Here is a 15,435-nt window from a genome sequence, read left to right as displayed (position 1 = left end):
GACCCTCCAGTGACCTACGACGACGGCGTTCTCCTGGTAGTGGCCGCGGTGCTGGTGCTGCTCGCGGGCTTGTTCGCCGGCGCGGAAGCGGCGCTGTCGTCGTACTCGAAGGTGCGCGCCAACGAGCAGGTCGAGCAGGGCAACCTGCGCGCGGTGAAGCTGCGCGACCTGCTGTCCGACGCGCCGCGCTACCTGAACACGCTGCTGCTGGTCCGGCTGATCTTCGAGATCACCGCGATCGTGCTGGTCACCCAGGCGCTGTCGAACGTCTTCACGGTGACCTGGCAGCACATCCTGATCACCTCGGTGGTGATGGTCGTCGTCTCGTACGTGATCATCGGCGTCGCGCCCCGCACCCTCGGCCGGCAGCACTCCGACCGGTTCGCGATCCTCTCGGCCGGCCCGATCATGGCGCTGACCAGCGTGCTCGGGCCGCTGCCCAAGCTGCTGATCCTGATCGGCAACGCGCTCACCCCGGGCAAGGGTTTCGCGGCCGGCCCGTTCGCGACCGAGGCCGAGCTGCGCGCGCTGGTCGACCTGGCCGAGCAGTCGTCGGTGATCGAGTCCGGCGAGCGGCGGATGATCCACTCCGTCTTCGAGCTGGGCGACACCATCGTCCGCGAGGTGATGGTGCCGCGGACCGACATGGTCTACATCGAGCGGCACAAGAAGCTCCGCCAGCTCACCTCGCTCGCGCTGCGCAGCGGCTACTCGCGGATCCCGGTGATCGGCGAGTCGCTGGACGACATCCTCGGGGTGGTCTACCTGAAGGACGTGATGCGCCGCGTCTACGACAACGCGCAGTCCGAGTCGACCGAGCGGGTCGAGTCGGTGATGCGCCCCTGCATGTACATCCCCGATTCCAAGCCGGTCGACCAGTTGCTGCGCGAGATGCAGGCGGCCCGGATGCACGTCGCGATGGTCGTCGACGAGTACGGCGGCACCGCCGGCCTGGTCACCATCGAGGACATCCTGGAGGAGATCGTCGGCGAGATCACCGACGAGTACGACGAGGCGCCGGAAGCGGTGCAGGCGTTGTCCGACGGGGCGTACCGGGTCTCCAGCCGGTTCCCGATCGACGAGCTCGGCGAACTGTTCGGCGTACCGCTGGACGACGACGACGTCGACACCGTCGGCGGCCTGATGGCCAAGCTGCTCGGCAAGGTGCCGATCCCCGGCGCCCAGGTCGAGATTGAGGGCCTCGGGCTCTCGCTCACCGCGGAGCGGCCGTCCGGCCGCCGCAACCAGGTCGGTACCGTGCTGGTCCGGCGCGGAGAGCTCGCCGACCAGTCCCAGGACAGCAACCACCAGACCGCCTGACTTCCCCAAGACCCCTGACACCCAAGACCGCTGACATCCAGACCGCCTGACACCCAAGACCGCCTGACTCCCAAGGATGTGACCTTTGTCCGCTGACCTCCCGGCCGAGGACGCCAAGCTCGTCACCCTGGCGCGTGCCGCCCGGGCCCGCACCCGGGCCGCGGAGGGCGCCTCGGTGCGCGATACCGACGGCCGCACGTACGCCGCCTGCACCGTGCAGCTGGACACCGTCCGGCTGAGCGCGTTGCAGCTCGCGGTGGCGATGGCCGTATCGTCAGGGGTGAAGGGGATCGAGGCCGCCGCGGTGGTCACCGAGGCCGATGAGGTCGATGTCGAGGTGGTCCGCTACTTCGGCGGCGCCGCTCTTCCGGTAGTCGTTGCCAATGGCAACGGAGAGGTTCGTGATGTCGTCCACACCTGAGCAGTCCCCGGCGACCGGCGGCGAGTTCCGCTCCGGGTTCGCCTGTTTCGTCGGCCGGCCGAACGCGGGCAAGTCCACCCTGACCAATGCACTGGTCGGTCAGAAGATCGTGATCACCTCGTCGAAGCCGCAGACCACCCGGCACGCGGTCCGGGGCATCGTGCACCGCCCCGACGCGCAGCTGATCCTGGTCGACACCCCCGGTCTGCACAAGCCGCGCACGCTGCTCGGCGAGCGGCTGAACGACCTGGTCAAGACCACCTGGGCCGAGGTCGACGTGATCGGGATCTGCCTGCCGGCCAGCGACAAGATCGGCCCGGGCGACCGTTTCCTGGTCACCGAGGCGGCCAAGGTGGCCAAGACCCCGAAGGTGGCGCTGGCGACCAAGGCGGACCTGGTCTCGCCCGAGCGGATGGTCGAGCACCTCTCCGAGATCCAGACGCTGGGGGAGTCCGTCGGCATCGAGTGGGCGTCCGTCGTACCGGTGTCCGCCACTTCGGGGTACCAGATCGACACGGTCGCCGACGAGTTGGTGAAGCTGCTGCCGGCCGGTCAGCCGCTCTACCCGGACGGCGACGTCACGGACGAGCCCGAGGAGATCCTGGTCGGTGAGCTGATCCGCGAGGCCGCTCTGGAAGGCGTCCGGGACGAGTTGCCGCACTCGATCGCCGTCACCATCGACGAGATGGGTCTGCGCGAGGGCCGGCCGGACGACAAGCCACTGCTCGACATCTACGCGAACATCTTCCTCGAGCGGGACAGCCAGAAGGGCATCGTGATCGGGCACAAGGGCGCCCGGCTGCGCGAGGTCGGCGCCAACGCCCGCCGCCAGATCGAGGCCCTGCTCGGAACGCCGGTCTACCTCGACCTGCACGTGAAGATCGCCAAGAACTGGCAGACCGACGCCAAGCACCTCCGCAAGCTCGGCTTCTGATGGATGTGCTGACCAACCCGGCGTACTACGCGCTCGCCGAAGCGCACGCCGATCTGGCCGAGGTCAAGGGGCAGGCCCGTCGCTACCCGGCGCAGCTGGCGCCCTTCCTCGGGCTGCCGGATGACGTGACCGACCAGGACTGGGCGGACGCGGCGGAGCTGGTCGGCACCGGAAACGTCGCCGCGCTGATGCGACCGGAGCTGTCGGTTCCTGATGTCTTCAAGGTCGTCCGCCTCTTCGACCTCGTGCAACTGGTGGCGCCGGAGTCGTTCGGCGCCGTCGAACCGGACGCCGTCGGGTTAGGCCCCGACGACCTCGCGGACATGGTCGCGCTGACGACTCTCACCGAGCCTGGGCCGTTCCGGTCCCGGACGATCGAGTTCGGCGGGTATCTCGGCCTACGCCGCGGCGGCGATCTGATCGCGATGGCCGGCGAACGATTCCGCCCGCCTGGGTACGTCGAGATCAGCGCCGTCTGCACCGATCCGAAGTACCGGGGGCGCGGGCTTGCCAGCCGGCTGATGCGAGCGGTTGCCGCTGGCATCGAAGCTGAGGGCAACCGCCCGTTCCTGCACGCCAGTGGCACCAACGTCAACGCCATCCGCCTCTACGAGGGCCTCGGCTTCACCGTCAGCAACCGGATGAAAGTCACTCTCGTCGAGCCGCTCTAGCAGCTCAGAGCACGTCTGTCAGAGCGTCTTCTGGTAGGCCATCGCGCGGGCGACGATGCGATAGCCGAGCTGCTCGTTGATGGCGATCATGTGGTTGTTGGACTCGGCGTTCCAGGTGTCCACCTGCGCCAGCGCCGGTTCGGCCTCGCGCATCCAGAGCAGCATCCCGGTCTTCACCAGCGCGCCGAGGCGGTGACCCCGGTGCGCGCGGTCGACCGCGGTGTCGTGCTGCTCGCCGATGTGCGGACGCTCCTGCTCGACCACGATGGTCGAGTGCCCGGCCAGCGCTCCGGTGGCGCGCTCGCGGGCGATCGCCCGGTACACGGTCCGCTCGTGCGCCAGTTGGGCCTCTTCGTAGGCGCGCAACCTCTCCGGGCTGAACTCGTCGTCCTCGACGTCGAGGTCGTCCCTCGGCGCATCGTTGATCGAGGCGGTCAGTGCGACCATGTCCTCGAGCATCTCCTCGGGCAGGCGACCGGTCACCCGGATCAGCTCGTAGCCGGACGATGCCCGGACCGCCTCGTCGTACAGGCTCTGAACGATGGTCCAGTCGAGGCCGGCGATATCCTGGCGCCGGTTCACCTCGATCGCCTTGCGCTCGAAACCGTGCCGTCGGGCGAACGCGTCGGCCTTCGGCAGGTCCCACTGGCTCAGGCCCATGGAGTTCCGCCCGGCGTCCCGCGCCCGTTCTTCGGCGTACCGGATCAGTTGTCCGCCGATGCCGCGGCCGCGGTGATCCGGATGGACGTCCACGCCGCACCACGCCAGGTTGGTGTTGTCGTACGTCGGCAGGTGGACGCTGAGCTGGGCCAGCAGGACGCCGTCGTCGTCGCGCGCCAGATAGGCCTCGCCGGGGTTGCCGTCCCAGCCGTACTTCAGGTGGGCGGCGTAGCCGCGCGGGGTCGGCAGCAACGATTCCGGGCAGTCGACCTTCTCGGCGGCGCTCATCAGCGCCACGGCGTCAGCACACCCGACCTCGTCGTCGGGGGAAAGCCTCGTAATGTCCACCAGCACAGCGTGCCCCCGGACAGGCGATCACGGCGAGTCATTTACCGCCAGTCAAGAAGTTCCTGGCCGCCGCTCAGCCTGCCATGCCGTACGCGTGGTCGATCGTCATCGTGAACAACAGCCGCCGATCGGCCACCATGGCCCGCCGGTAGTCATCCCAGTCGGGGTGCTCGCCGGCCGCGTCCCGGTAGTAGGCGACCAACTGCTCGACCACCTCGTCCTGCTCGTCGGCCGCCACCGCGGTCAGCTCGGCCTTCCCTTCGACCACCACGTACGACCGCCCGCGCGGCCCGTTCACGTACAGACTCGCCCGCGGATCGCGCCGCAGGTTCCTGGTCTTCGCCCGGTCGTCGGTCAGCGAGATCCTGATCCGCTCCCCGTCGTACAGGTAGGTGATGTTGGACAACTGCGGGCGCCCGTCCCGCTTGATCGTGACCAGTACACCCAGCCCGCTGCGTCCGAGAGTGCCAAGAACATCTGAAGTCATGCCCCAAGCCTAGGAATCCGGCCAAAACGGCTCCCCGGCGGAGCGAATATCTCGGGGTCGATCGCTGTTATACCCCGAGGCGGTACCGCCCTGAGTTGAATCGGAAGGTTGTCAATGAGTACCCGCAGTGATGCGTTGGTCATCTTCGGCGTCACCGGAGACCTGGTTTCCAAGAAGCTGTTCCCCGCCCTGTACCAGCTGGCCCGCCGCGGCCGGCTCGGCGTACCGGTGGTCGGTGTCGCACGGTCTGCGTGGGATGACGAGCAGTTGGAGACGGCCGCCCGGAAGGCGATCGTCGAGGCCACTGGTGGAGACGTCGACGAGGACGCGTGGCGCGAGGTGGCCGGGGCGTTGAGCCTGGTCACCGGCGACCACACGGATCCCGCGACCTATCAGCAGATCGCGCAGCGGCTGGAGGCGGCCGAGCGCCCCTTGTTCTACCTGGCGATCCCGCCGACGGTGTTCGGTGACGCGATCGTCGGCCTCGGCGCGGCCGGTCTCGCCGCGCGCGGCCGGGTGGTCGTAGAGAAGCCGTTCGGCCGCGATCCGCGGTCGTCCCGGGAGCTCGACGCGATCCTCGGGTCGACCTTCGATCCCGAGCGCATCTTCCGGATGGACCACTACCTCGGCAAGGAGGCCGTCGAGAACCTGCTGGTACTGCGGTTCGCGAACGCGCTGTTCGAGCCGCTGTGGAACCGCGACCACATCGCCAGCGTGCAGATCACGCTGGCCGAGGAGTTCGGTACGCAGGGCCGCGCCGGGTTCTACGACCAGGCCGGCGCGATCCGCGACGTCGTGCAGAACCACGCGCTCCAGATCGCCGCTCTGCTGGCGATGGAGCCACCGGTGGCCGACGGCAACGATGCGTTCCGGCAGGCCCAGGTGGCCGTACTGCACCAGATGCGCGCGATGACCACGGACTCGACCGTCCGGGGTCAGTACGCCGGCTACCTGGACGAGCAGGGCGTCGCACCGGATTCCACCACCGAGACCTTCGTCTCCACCCGGCTGACGATCGACTCCCCGCGGTGGGAGGGCGTGCCGTTCTACCTGCGAGCCGGTAAGAGCCTCCCCGGTACTGCGACCGAGGTGGTCGTCGAGCTGAAGCAGCCGCCGCGCGGGCTGATCCCGAGCCACCTCGAGGTGCCGGACGCGAACCTGCTGCGCTTCCGCCTCGGGCACGACAGCGGCGTCGCGATCGAGGTACAGGCGAAGACGCCCGGACCGCGGACGGAGAGCCAGCCGATCGACCTGCTCGTCGACTTCGCCACCGCCCTCGGCCCGCAGCAGGAGGCGTACGAGCGACTCCTCGACGACGCCATGGACGGCCGTCCCGAGCGCTTCGTCCACGAGGCCCTGATCGAGGAGCAGTGGCGGATCGTCGAACCGGTCCTCGACCTCCCCGACCAGCCCACCTCGTACGAGCGCGGCACCTGGGGACCGTCGGTCGACGACACCGCCTGGCACTCGGTCCACCTGCAGAACAAGCGCCGCTAGCCTCACATCCTCGCCAGGTTCAGACGTTCAACAGGTGAGAGCTGAATCGAGGAGAGGATTCGAGGTCATGAACAACCGCCACGCGGTGGTCGAGACCGAGTTGGGCGAGCTCACCCTGGTCGCGTCGGACGGCGTGCTGACCGGTCTGTACTTCCCGCACCACTGGGTCAGGCCGGAGCGCGCGCAGCTCGGCGAAGAGGTTGCCGTCGACACCGATGTGCTGCTGTCGAAGGCGGCCCGCCAGCTCGAGCAGTACCTGGCGGGCGAGCGCACCACCTTCGACCTGCCGATCGAGCTGTCGGGCGACGAGTTCCAGCGGCAGGTCTGGGCCCTGCTGGACGAGATCCCCTTCGGCGAGACCACGACGTACGGGGAGCTCGCGGAGCGGTTGGGCGACAAGTCGCTGGCCCAGGAGGTCGGCCAGGCGGTCGGGCACAACCCGGTCTCCATCATCGTGCCTTGCCACCGGGTCCTCGGGAAGAACGGCAAGCTGACCGGCTACGCCGGCGGCCTCAAGCGCAAGCAGAAGCTACTCGACCTCGAGGAGCCGGAGGCAGTCAGGGCCGAGCGCCTCTTCTGACCAGCGTCGATAATGCTCGGAAAGGTGATCAGCCGCTGACGCCGACCTGAGGAGCTGGATGACGCCGCCGTACATCGATGAGTCCGAACTGATGTCGCTGGTCTCGTGGAGCGACGCGATCACGGCGATAGCGGACGCGCTGTCCGCGGGGATCGCGTCAGGTCCACCCAGGAGCTCCCTGCCCACCGCGGGCGGGGAGCTCCTGTTGATGCCGGCCGCCACAGGTGAGGTCGTCGGGATCAAGCTGGCCGGGATCGCACCGGGCAACCCCGCAGCCGGGCTGCCGAGGATCCAGGCCGTGTACGTGCTGTTCGACGCTGTCACGATGACACCGCAGGCCTTCATCGACGGTACGGCGCTCACCACGCTGCGGACGCCGGCCCAGTCCGCACTGGCCGTCCGTGACCTGGCCGCGGTGGACGCGGAATCGCTTGTCGTCTTCGGCTCCGGGCCGCAGGCATGGGGGCACGTGGAGGCGATCCGCGCGGTGCGGCCGATCCGCAAGGTCACCGTCGTCGGACGCAACCTCGAACGAGTCCGGGCACTCGTCGACCAGCTCCGCGCCGACGACCTGGTGGCTGAGGTTGGTACCGCCGAAGCCGTTCGTGGTGCCGATGTCGTGGTCTGCGCGACCACGGCTCGGCAGCCGGTCTTCGATGGCGCGCTGCTCGCCGACCACGCCTGCGTCGTGGCCGTCGGGTCGCACGAGCCGGACGCTCGCGAGCTCGACGACAAGGTCTTCAGCCGAGCGCGTCACGTGGTCGTGGAGGATCGTGTGACGGCGCTTCGCGAAGCCGGCGACGTCATCCAGGCGATCGCTGCCGGTGCTCTCGAGGCGGACCGCCTCGTCGATCTCGTCGATCGGCCGCGGGTGCCACCCGCCGACGGAATCACCGTCTTCAAAGGCGTCGGCATGGCCTGGCAGGATCTGGCCGTCGCCAGTACGGCGTACTCGGCCTGGCGCGAGCGTCGGCCGCGGTAGCCCTCGAGCTGTTGCCTGGGGCACCTGAGCGGATCACTTGGAGAAGGGCGTCACCGGCCTGGTCAATGCCTTGCCGTCGATCGTGATGTCCACCTTCTCGTTGTAGAAGGCGATCAGACCGGCGATCGGCTCGAGCGCCGCAGTGGTGAAGTCATAGGCCCAGGCCAGGTCCTCGTGGAGGACGTCGCCGGAACGGACCGACCAGTAGCCGGTCGTCTTTCCCTTGTACGGACACGCCGTGACGGTGTCCGACCATTCGAGGTGGCTGAAGTCGACCTCGGTGCGGTTGAAGTAGTACCGGGTCGGGAGCCCCGTCTCGAAGACCATCACGGTCGAGGACGAATCAGCGAGCGGCAGGCCGTCCAGTTCGATCTGTACGTGCCGGGTGGAGCGGAGCGCATCGACCCTGGTGTAGGGATTGCGTGGATGGACGAAGACCTCCTCGTCCTCCTCGTACCACGCGTCCAGCGCGCTCCACTCGAACCGCACGGTGCCGGACAACCCGGTGACCGCGTCGTCGCCGTACAGGCGGGCCGCCGCCGGACGATGGATGTCGCCGACCCGCAAGGCCTGCTGGCGAGCGGTGCCACGCTTCAGCTTCTGGACATGGTCCTCGTCGACGAGCACGCCGGGTTTGACGTCCTCCACCGGGATGTAGAACTGCGGGTAGCTCGGCCACTCCCACACGTACAACGCCCGGGTCGTGTCGATCACCACCTCGTCGCCGACCATCGCCCGCACCCGCCGGGGCACCGGCTCCACCCGGTCGACCGCGGCGCTCATCGCTGGGTAATCCTGCATCGGTCACTCCTAGTGCCCTGCGTCGGATGTTGCTCGGAGCTTTGAGGTCCTCCTCGATGATCACACCGCCGCCGTGCCGGTTCATGAGCGGCTCCCAGGCATCGACCGCGGGTTGAGTCGGGAGGCTCGCAGGTGGAGGTAGCGCTGTTCGGGGAGGCTGGCGGTCGTCCGGGCGGCCCGAAGGTAATGGTCACGGGCTCGACCGGTGTCGCCGGCGAGTTCGTGCAGGTGGGCGCGGACGGCGTCCAGGCGGTGGGTGGTCTTGTCCTCGTCGTTCCAGGTCTCGAGCAATGCCAGGCCGGCCCGTGGTCCGTGGACGTTCGCAAGGGCGACCGCGCGGCTGAGGGTGACCATCGGCCCCGGTGCGACGTGCTCCAGGGTGGTGTAGAGCGCCAGGATCTGTGGCCAGTCGGTGTCGGCGGCCGTCGGTGCTTCGTCGTGTACGGCGGCGACCGCGGCCTGGATCTGGTACTGGCCGACCGGGAACCGCCCGAGGGTCTCGGTCAGCAACGTGATGCCCTCCTGGATCGCAACCTGATCCCAGAGTGAGCGGTCCTGGTCCTCCAAAGGGATCAGCGAGCCGTGGGAGTCGGTCCGGGCCGGGCGGCGCGCGTCGGTGAGCAGCATCAGGGCGAGCAGGCCGGCCACCTCGCCGTCGCCGGGCATCAACCGACGGAGAAGTCTGGTGATGCGGATCGCCTCGGTGGACAGATCGACCCGGTGCAGGGTGGGCCCGGAGCTCGCGGTGTATCCCTCGTTGAAGATCAGGTAGAGAACGCTGAGCAGTGCTCCCAGGCCGGCGGCGAGATCCTTCGGGCGCTCGAAGGTGTGGCCGATATTCTGCTTGGCCCGGCTGATGCGCTTGGCCATGGTCGCCTCGGAGACGAAGAAGGCGCCGGCGATCCCCTTCGTGGTGAGACCGCCGACCGCCCGCAGCGTCAGCGCGATCTGTGCGGCGGGCGCGAGGGTCGGCTGACAGCAGAGGAACAGCAGGGTGAGCGTGTCGTCGGCATCCGCCGGTTGCTCGTCCGCACCCGGGATCGGGAGGGCGCGGGGCTGTGAGTCGCCGGCCCGCGCTTCACGCTGCCGACGGGCGCTCTCACGGCGCCAGTGGTCGACGAGAGATCGGCGGGCGACGGTCAGGAGCCATCCGCGCGGGCGGCTCGGGACACCCTCGCCCGGCCATTGGGTCAGGGCGGCGAGCAACGCCTCCTGGGTGGCGTCCTCACAGCTGTCGAGGTCGCCGTACTGCCGGGCGAGCGTGGCGAGGACCTGCGGGGCGAGCTCGCGCAGCAGGTCCTCGACAGGTTGCTCCATGCTGGATCGTCACATCTCCGGGGGCTGGTCCATGATCTGCCGGACCTCCATCGGGAACTCGATGAAGTCGACCACGGTGGAGGCGATCTCCAGCGCCCGTTCCTCGGTCGCCTCGATGATCCAGTAGCCGGCCAGGGACTCCTTCACCTCGGCGAACGGGCCGTCCGTCGGGGCGGCCTTCGACGCGACGTACCGGACCGTCTTCGCGGCGGCGGGGTCCATCAGCTTCTGGCTGTCGACGAGCTCGCCGGACTCCCGGAGCTCCGCGTCGAGGCCCATCAGCAGCTTCTGCATGTCGCTGATCCACTCCGGCGACCGGTCCTGCAGGGTCTCGCCCATGCCGCCGAACATCATGATCATGTACTTCATCGGCCATCTCTCCTCGGGCTGCGTCCGGTCACGGTGTACCGGCTCGCCCAGTGATCGGAGCTGACAACCGATTCTGGACAGAACAGGACGAAATTCACCAGCGCTGTGTTCAGCCGAGTTGCAGCCCGGCACGACGCGCAGGCGGATCCGTCTCCGCTGTAACGCCTGGGGGACGCTGGCGGCACTGAGTCTTCACAGACATCCTGTGCCACGAAGGAGAACCGAGATGCCCGAGACCCGGTACGAGGACCTGCGGGCGTTGTTCCTCAACTGGACGCTGAAGCGGTCGCCAGAGCCCAGCACCACCGAGGGCCTGGCCGAGGTGAGCCGCCGGAACCTGGAGTAGCAGGGCGTCCTCGGCGGACTGCTCGAGAATCCTGCGGCTCTCGCGCGGGTACCGCTCGTCCTGCTGGCGCTGGCAGGTTGTTCGCCGACTGGCGGGCTTGTATAAGGCGCCAGCGGCCGAACAGCCCGCCATCGGACCCCGATCACCGGCCCAGACCAGCTGGCGTGCAGTCATGGGGACCGGGGACACCTAGTGGGGGGCCTGGGACACCTTTCGGGGAGCCCGGGAGCCCGGGGGGCCGGTGGCCGGTGCGGTTGTGGGGACCGCGGACACCTTGTGGGGGCTGGAGACAGGTTGCTTCGTGTCCGAGGACCCCCCTTGGTGTCCGCGGTCCCGCCTTGGTGTCCGAGGTGCCGCCTTGGTGTCCGAGGTCCCGCCTTCGTGTCCGAGGACCCCACTTGGTGTCCGAGGACCCGCCTTCGTGTCTGAGGTGCCACTTTGTGCACCGGGTGAGCAGCCGGAGCGCGGGGGTCTGCTCAGGTGGTGCACAAGGTGCCGATTTCGCGGGAGTTACCGCCGCCCCCCGTCCGGGTGGGGGAGGGACCTGAGCAACTGGTGCACAAAGTGCCGTTGCGGGAGTTTCTGCCACCCCGGGGTCCGGCTGAGTGTCTGGGGGACGGCACTGTGTGCACCGGTTGAGTGGCATGGGCGCCGGGATCTGCTCAAGTGGTGCACAAGGTGCCGGTTTCGGGAGTCTCCCCCGCCCCCGCCCCCGCCGTCGCACTGGCACTGCTCGACCAGGACTCCTCGGGTGCCGAGGGGGCCTGGTCAGTCCTCTTCGTCGGGGCGGGGCGGGAGAGTGGGGTAGTCGATCATCGGGTAGAGACCGACGGTGAAGCCGTAGGTCGTGTCGCCGGAGCGGGGGAGCTTGTCGAACTCGTGGATCACCTGGTCGACGCGTTTCCAGAACTCGGCCGCGCGTTCCTCGGGGATCCGGGCGTGCCGGATGAAGGAGCGCAGCTGACCCAGGTCATAGGCGGTCGCGGACTCCTTCGCGGCGACCTCGAAGTCGTTGAAGTCCTTCGGGAGCTCCTTGCCGTCCGAGCGCCGCCGGCCCAGGCCGATGTAGAACATTCGCGCGGCGCGCCCGTAGTACCGCTCCTCGATCGCCCTGACCCGCCTGGTCCGTACTACGCGCAGCAGGCCGGCGTCGGCGAGCACGTTGACGTGGTGCGCGACGGTGCTCTTGGGCCGCTTGACCGCGGCGGCCAGTTCGGTCACGGTCGCGGCGCGCTCGTGCAGGAGGCCGAGGATCGTCGTCCGGAGCGGGTCGCTGATTGCCCGCACCTGCTCGGCCGTGGTGAGTTCGACGGTGTCCTTGAGGTCGTAGTCCGGGACCGGGGGATTGATCGCCATGATCGGATTAGACTAGCATCACGGTTTGTTCGAGATATTTGGATCATTCGCGCCGAAAGAGAGCAGACCATGGCCGAGATAGTGCTGTACCACCACGCGCAGGGACTGACCGAGGGGGTGCGGGCCTTCGCCGACGAACTGCGCCAGGCGGGTCACACCGTGCACCTGCCGGACATGTACGAGGGGAAGACCTTCGGCACCCTTGACGAGGGACTGGACTACGCGCGGCAGACCGGCTTCGGCACGGTCAGCCAGCGCGGGATCGCCGCAGCCGAGGGGCTCGGCGACGCGCTGGTCTACGCGGGCTTCTCACTCGGCGGCATGCCGGCTCAGGAGCTGGCCCAGACCCGTCCGGGAGCCAAGGGAGCGCTGCTGTTCCACTCGTGCGTCCCGGTTTCGGAGTTCGGCGAGGCCTGGCCCGAGGGTGTTCCCGTCCAGGTGCACGGGATGGACGCCGACCCGTTCTTCACCGAGGAGGACGGCGACCTGGCCTCGGCCCGCGCTCTCGTCGCCTCCACCGACCAGGCAGAACTGTTCCTCTACCCCGGTAAGGAGCACCTTTTCACCGACTCGTCCCTGCCGGCCTTCGACAGGGACGCGACCGCCCTCCTGATGACCCGGGTGCTCAGCTTCCTCGAACCGATCCGCTGAGCTCCCCGGCTACTGCAGGAAGGTCGCGAGGACCTCGGCGGACTTGCGCCCGTCGTGCAGTTCCTTGACGTACTGCGGTCCGGCGGCGGCTGCTGCCCGGGCGGGTCCTCGCTGGGATACGAGTTGCTCGATGACGTCGCCCAGGGTGTCCGGGGTTGCCTCGACGATGGGGAGCTCCAGCGGGAGCAGGTCCCGGACATGCTTGGCGACGTGGCCGACGGTGACTCGTCCGGCGGCCATCGCCTCTACCGCGAAGGCGCTGTAGGCACCGAGCAGCAGTTGATCGACGACGATGTCCGCGTCCCGGACCAGCTTGGTCAGCTCGGCATGGGAGACACCTTCGACCCGCTGGTACTCGATCAGGCCCTTCGAGTGCAGTTCTGTGAGGACGGCGTCGATGTCGGCCGTGCCCTTGAGATCTGTCCTGGACAGTGCGTGCAGGACCACCGGCTTGTCGCGTTCGAGGACCGGCTGCGCCGGAGCGTCGTCATCCAGGTCCACGACCGCGGGCAGCCAGACGCTGCCTTCGACGAACTCGAGGAGGTCGGGGGTGGCGACGAAGCGCGGTCCTGCGTAGTCCTTCAGGTGCGCCTGCATCAGCTCGACGGCGACCTGCAGCTGAGTCGTCGCCTTGTCCTCGCGGTCGGTGAACGGCGAGTGCGGGTAGATCTCGGCGTGCCGGCGCGGGTCCCGCACCTCCGGCCCGTGGAAGATCACGCCGTGCTTGATACCCGCGGTGTCGAGCACGGGCAGGTCGTTGCCGAACCAGGCGTCGGACGACTGACCGAGGATCGGCCTGCCGCTCTCGAACAGCACGTGAGAAACGTTGTGCAGCAGGTAGTCCGCGGTCTCCGCCCGCCAGGCGGCGCTCGACTTGTACCGCTCCCGCCTGACGGTCCAGTCGGCCGGGAAGTCCTGCAGGCCGGCCTCGATCCGCATCGACACCGCCGACCTGCCCGGGTTGTTGCGCTGGATCGCCTTGGCCCACTGGCCGGCCTGGCCCGCGATGTTGGCGGGGCCGATGAAGACCTGCCGTGGGGCCGGCTGAGCGGCATCCACCGGCAGTTCCCTGCCGACGAGGTCGGCGTACAGGTTCCGCAGCTGGTCGGCCTGGCCTTCCCAGGAGACCTCGCGGCGGAGCTCGGTGTCGCCGGCCCGCTCCCGGTACGGCGCCGGGTCCGCCAGGATGCGGGAGACCTTGGCGGCCAGGTCGGTCGGGTTCTCGACCTCGAAGACCTCGCCGATCTTCGTCTCGTTCACGAACTCGGTCAGGCTCGGCATGTTGCTGGTGACCACGGGCAGCCCGGCGAAGATGTACTCGAACACCTTGTTCGGCAAGGCCATCTCGTGGCTGGGGAACCGCAGGATCGGGATCAGCCCGATGTCGGCGGTGCGCAGGAACGAGGTGACCTCGTCCGGCCCGACCGGCTCGACGTAGTGCACCCGGTCCTCGACGCCCAGCGATTCCGCCAGGGTCCGCAACTCGTCGACGGGCCTCATCTTCGTGGTCGGCACACAGACCACGGCGAGGTGGACACCGGGGAGCTGGGGGAGCGCCTGGACCGCGGTCTCGACGCCGCGGGCGCGGGTGACGCCACCGCTGTAGACCAGCAGGGGGACGTCGTCAGCCAGCCCGACCTGGCTGCGCAGGTCGTCGACGTCGGCCGTGCCCTCGAACTGGCTGGGCGTGTTGATGATGACGGTCGGCTCACGGTCGAGCCGGTGCTCGGTCTGCAACCTGCGCGCGATCGCCGGGCTGACCGTGATCACCCGGTCGGCGCTGCGGATGTACTCGCGCTCGTGCTGGGCCCAGGCGGCGATGAAGCGCGGTGTCCGCGGGTGGTACCTGGAAAGGCCCGGAACGTATTCGTGCGCGTCGTAGACGACCTTCAGCTTGCGGCCCCGCAGCGATGCGCGACCGGCGGCGCGGGTGGCGACGCCGATCAGGTGCATGTCGTGGGCGTGCAGCACATCTGGCGCCAGCTCGTCGAGCACCGGACCGAAGATCTTCTCGTAGTCGTAGGCCTCGGGCACGACCTTGCGCCAGTTCACCGGCCGCTCGGTCTTGGCCTGGACGTCGTCCCAGGTCTTCCAGCCGGACGCGAACAGCTTGTTCTGCCGGCGGGTCAGGCCCTTGCGAACCGTGATGCTCTGCTGGCCGAGCCGCAGCCTCCGCTGCCGCAGCCCGCGGCCCACCACTCCGAGCTTGTAGCCCAGCGCACCGGCCGATCCCGCCCTGCGGTCCGCGGCGGCTCGCCCGGACTCGGCCTTGAGATCGGCCAGCTGGGCGTCGATCCGGATCTGCTGCACGACCGAGTCGGAGGTCAGGCGGTACCCCACCAGCGGAAGCCGGCGGGCCCGCCGCTGCTTCCGCCGCCGGATCCGGTCGTCCCGCAGCGGGAAGGCGCCCTGCAACCGCATCATCACGACCCGGTGGTCGAGGGAGTCCAGGTTGGCTGCGCTGCCGGCCGGAGCGACGCCGAGCAGCGTGACCCGCACATCGGTCTGCGCCAGCGCCACTGCTTCCTTGATCACCCGCGCGTCGTTGCTGATGTCGTTGGCGACCATCATCACCACATGCGGCTTGGCCGGCGTCGACTTCTCGGACACCCGGTTCCCCTCGATCGTCTTACACGGTTGCCCCGGGTCGGTTCCCGGGTCCAGACCGGAAGATGGTAGCCGAGAGTTCTCGCCT

15 protein-coding genes are annotated in these 15,435 nt (G+C 68.7%); 8 read left to right on the top strand and 7 right to left on the bottom strand.

What is annotated here, in order from left to right; genetic code table 11:
• The first annotated feature begins 9 nt into the window (after positions 1 to 9).
• The 4 genes from EV648_RS25895 (at position 10) to EV648_RS25880 (ending at position 3,346) form a co-directional block, all read left to right on the top strand.
• A complete protein-coding gene (locus tag EV648_RS25895; RefSeq protein ID WP_132296981.1) occupies positions 10 to 1,320 on the top strand; it encodes a hemolysin family protein in 1,311 nt (436 codons plus the stop codon).
• An 85-nt stretch (positions 1,321 to 1,405) separates the two neighbouring features.
• Entirely contained in the window at positions 1,406 to 1,741 is a 336-nt protein-coding gene (locus EV648_RS25890; protein ID WP_132194254.1) for a cytidine deaminase, read from the top strand.
• A complete protein-coding gene (gene era, locus EV648_RS25885; protein ID WP_132296978.1) occupies positions 1,725 to 2,675 on the top strand; it encodes a GTPase Era in 951 nt (316 codons plus the stop codon). The genes EV648_RS25890 and era overlap by 17 nt, the downstream gene beginning before the upstream one ends.
• Positions 2,675 to 3,346 (top strand): GNAT family N-acetyltransferase, encoded by a 672-nt coding sequence (locus EV648_RS25880; protein WP_132296975.1) that lies wholly within the window; start codon positions 2,675 to 2,677, stop codon positions 3,344 to 3,346. Before era ends, EV648_RS25880 begins: the two co-directional genes overlap by 1 nt.
• Positions 3,347 to 3,364: 18 nt before the next feature.
• Here the strand turns inward: EV648_RS25880 and EV648_RS25875 are convergent, their stop codons facing one another.
• Together EV648_RS25875 and EV648_RS25870 are read right to left on the bottom strand one after the other, a co-directional pair.
• Positions 3,365 to 4,354 carry a GNAT family N-acetyltransferase gene (locus EV648_RS25875; RefSeq protein WP_241995604.1) on the bottom strand — a complete coding sequence of 330 codons (990 nt, stop codon included), beginning with the start codon at positions 4,352 to 4,354 and terminating at the stop codon, positions 3,365 to 3,367.
• Positions 4,355 to 4,427: 73 nt separating this feature from the next.
• A complete protein-coding gene (locus tag EV648_RS25870) occupies positions 4,428 to 4,841 on the bottom strand; it encodes a PPOX class F420-dependent oxidoreductase (protein WP_132296972.1) in 414 nt (137 codons plus the stop codon).
• Between the two features lie 114 nt (positions 4,842 to 4,955).
• Here EV648_RS25870 and zwf point away from each other — a divergent pair, with 114 nt between their 5' ends.
• The 3 genes from zwf (at position 4,956) to EV648_RS25855 (ending at position 7,900) form a co-directional block, all read left to right on the top strand.
• Positions 4,956 to 6,338, top strand: a complete 1,383-nt coding sequence (gene zwf / locus EV648_RS25865) for a glucose-6-phosphate dehydrogenase (RefSeq protein WP_132296969.1) — start codon at positions 4,956 to 4,958, stop codon at positions 6,336 to 6,338.
• 67 nt (positions 6,339 to 6,405) lie between these two features.
• Complete coding sequence (locus EV648_RS25860) at positions 6,406 to 6,918, top strand: methylated-DNA--[protein]-cysteine S-methyltransferase (RefSeq protein WP_132296966.1); 513 nt, start codon at positions 6,406 to 6,408, stop codon at positions 6,916 to 6,918.
• Between the two features lie 58 nt (positions 6,919 to 6,976).
• Positions 6,977 to 7,900: an ornithine cyclodeaminase family protein gene (locus EV648_RS25855; protein WP_132296963.1), complete on the top strand. Its 924-nt coding sequence runs from the start codon at positions 6,977 to 6,979 to the stop codon at positions 7,898 to 7,900.
• A 33-nt stretch (positions 7,901 to 7,933) separates the two neighbouring features.
• Here the strand turns inward: EV648_RS25855 and EV648_RS25850 are convergent, their stop codons facing one another.
• From EV648_RS25850 to EV648_RS25830, 4 genes are all read right to left on the bottom strand, one after another.
• A complete protein-coding gene (locus tag EV648_RS25850; protein WP_132296960.1) occupies positions 7,934 to 8,701 on the bottom strand; it encodes a DUF427 domain-containing protein in 768 nt (255 codons plus the stop codon).
• 81 nt (positions 8,702 to 8,782) lie between these two features.
• On the bottom strand, positions 8,783 to 10,018 hold the full coding sequence (locus EV648_RS25845; protein WP_132296957.1) for an RNA polymerase sigma factor: 1,236 nt from the start codon (positions 10,016 to 10,018) through the stop codon (positions 8,783 to 8,785).
• A gap of 9 nt (positions 10,019 to 10,027) precedes the next feature.
• Positions 10,028 to 10,387, bottom strand: coding sequence for a YciI family protein (locus EV648_RS25840; protein WP_132296954.1), 360 nt, complete (start codon positions 10,385 to 10,387; stop codon positions 10,028 to 10,030).
• Between the two features lie 1,114 nt (positions 10,388 to 11,501).
• The gene (locus EV648_RS25830; protein WP_132296951.1) at positions 11,502 to 12,089 is read right to left on the bottom strand and encodes a transcriptional regulator; all 588 of its coding nucleotides are present in this window, start codon (positions 12,087 to 12,089) and stop codon (positions 11,502 to 11,504) included.
• 69 nt (positions 12,090 to 12,158) lie between these two features.
• Between EV648_RS25830 and EV648_RS25825 the strand changes: the two genes are divergently transcribed.
• Positions 12,159 to 12,740, top strand: coding sequence for a dienelactone hydrolase family protein (locus EV648_RS25825; protein WP_132296949.1), 582 nt, complete (start codon positions 12,159 to 12,161; stop codon positions 12,738 to 12,740).
• Between the two features lie 9 nt (positions 12,741 to 12,749).
• Here EV648_RS25825 and EV648_RS25820 read toward each other — a convergent pair whose 3' ends face one another.
• Complete coding sequence (locus EV648_RS25820; RefSeq protein ID WP_132296947.1) at positions 12,750 to 15,350, bottom strand: glycosyltransferase family 4 protein; 2,601 nt, start codon at positions 15,348 to 15,350, stop codon at positions 12,750 to 12,752.
• Positions 15,351 to 15,435: the final 85 nt, after the last annotated feature.

Origin of the sequence: Kribbella sp. VKM Ac-2568, from assembly GCF_004345365.1 — a bacterium.
GTDB classification, from domain to species: Bacteria; Actinomycetota; Actinomycetes; order Propionibacteriales; family Kribbellaceae; genus Kribbella; species Kribbella orskensis.
The sequence above is the reverse complement of the archived record's forward strand: the minus strand, read 5'-3'. Positions and strand labels throughout refer to the sequence as shown.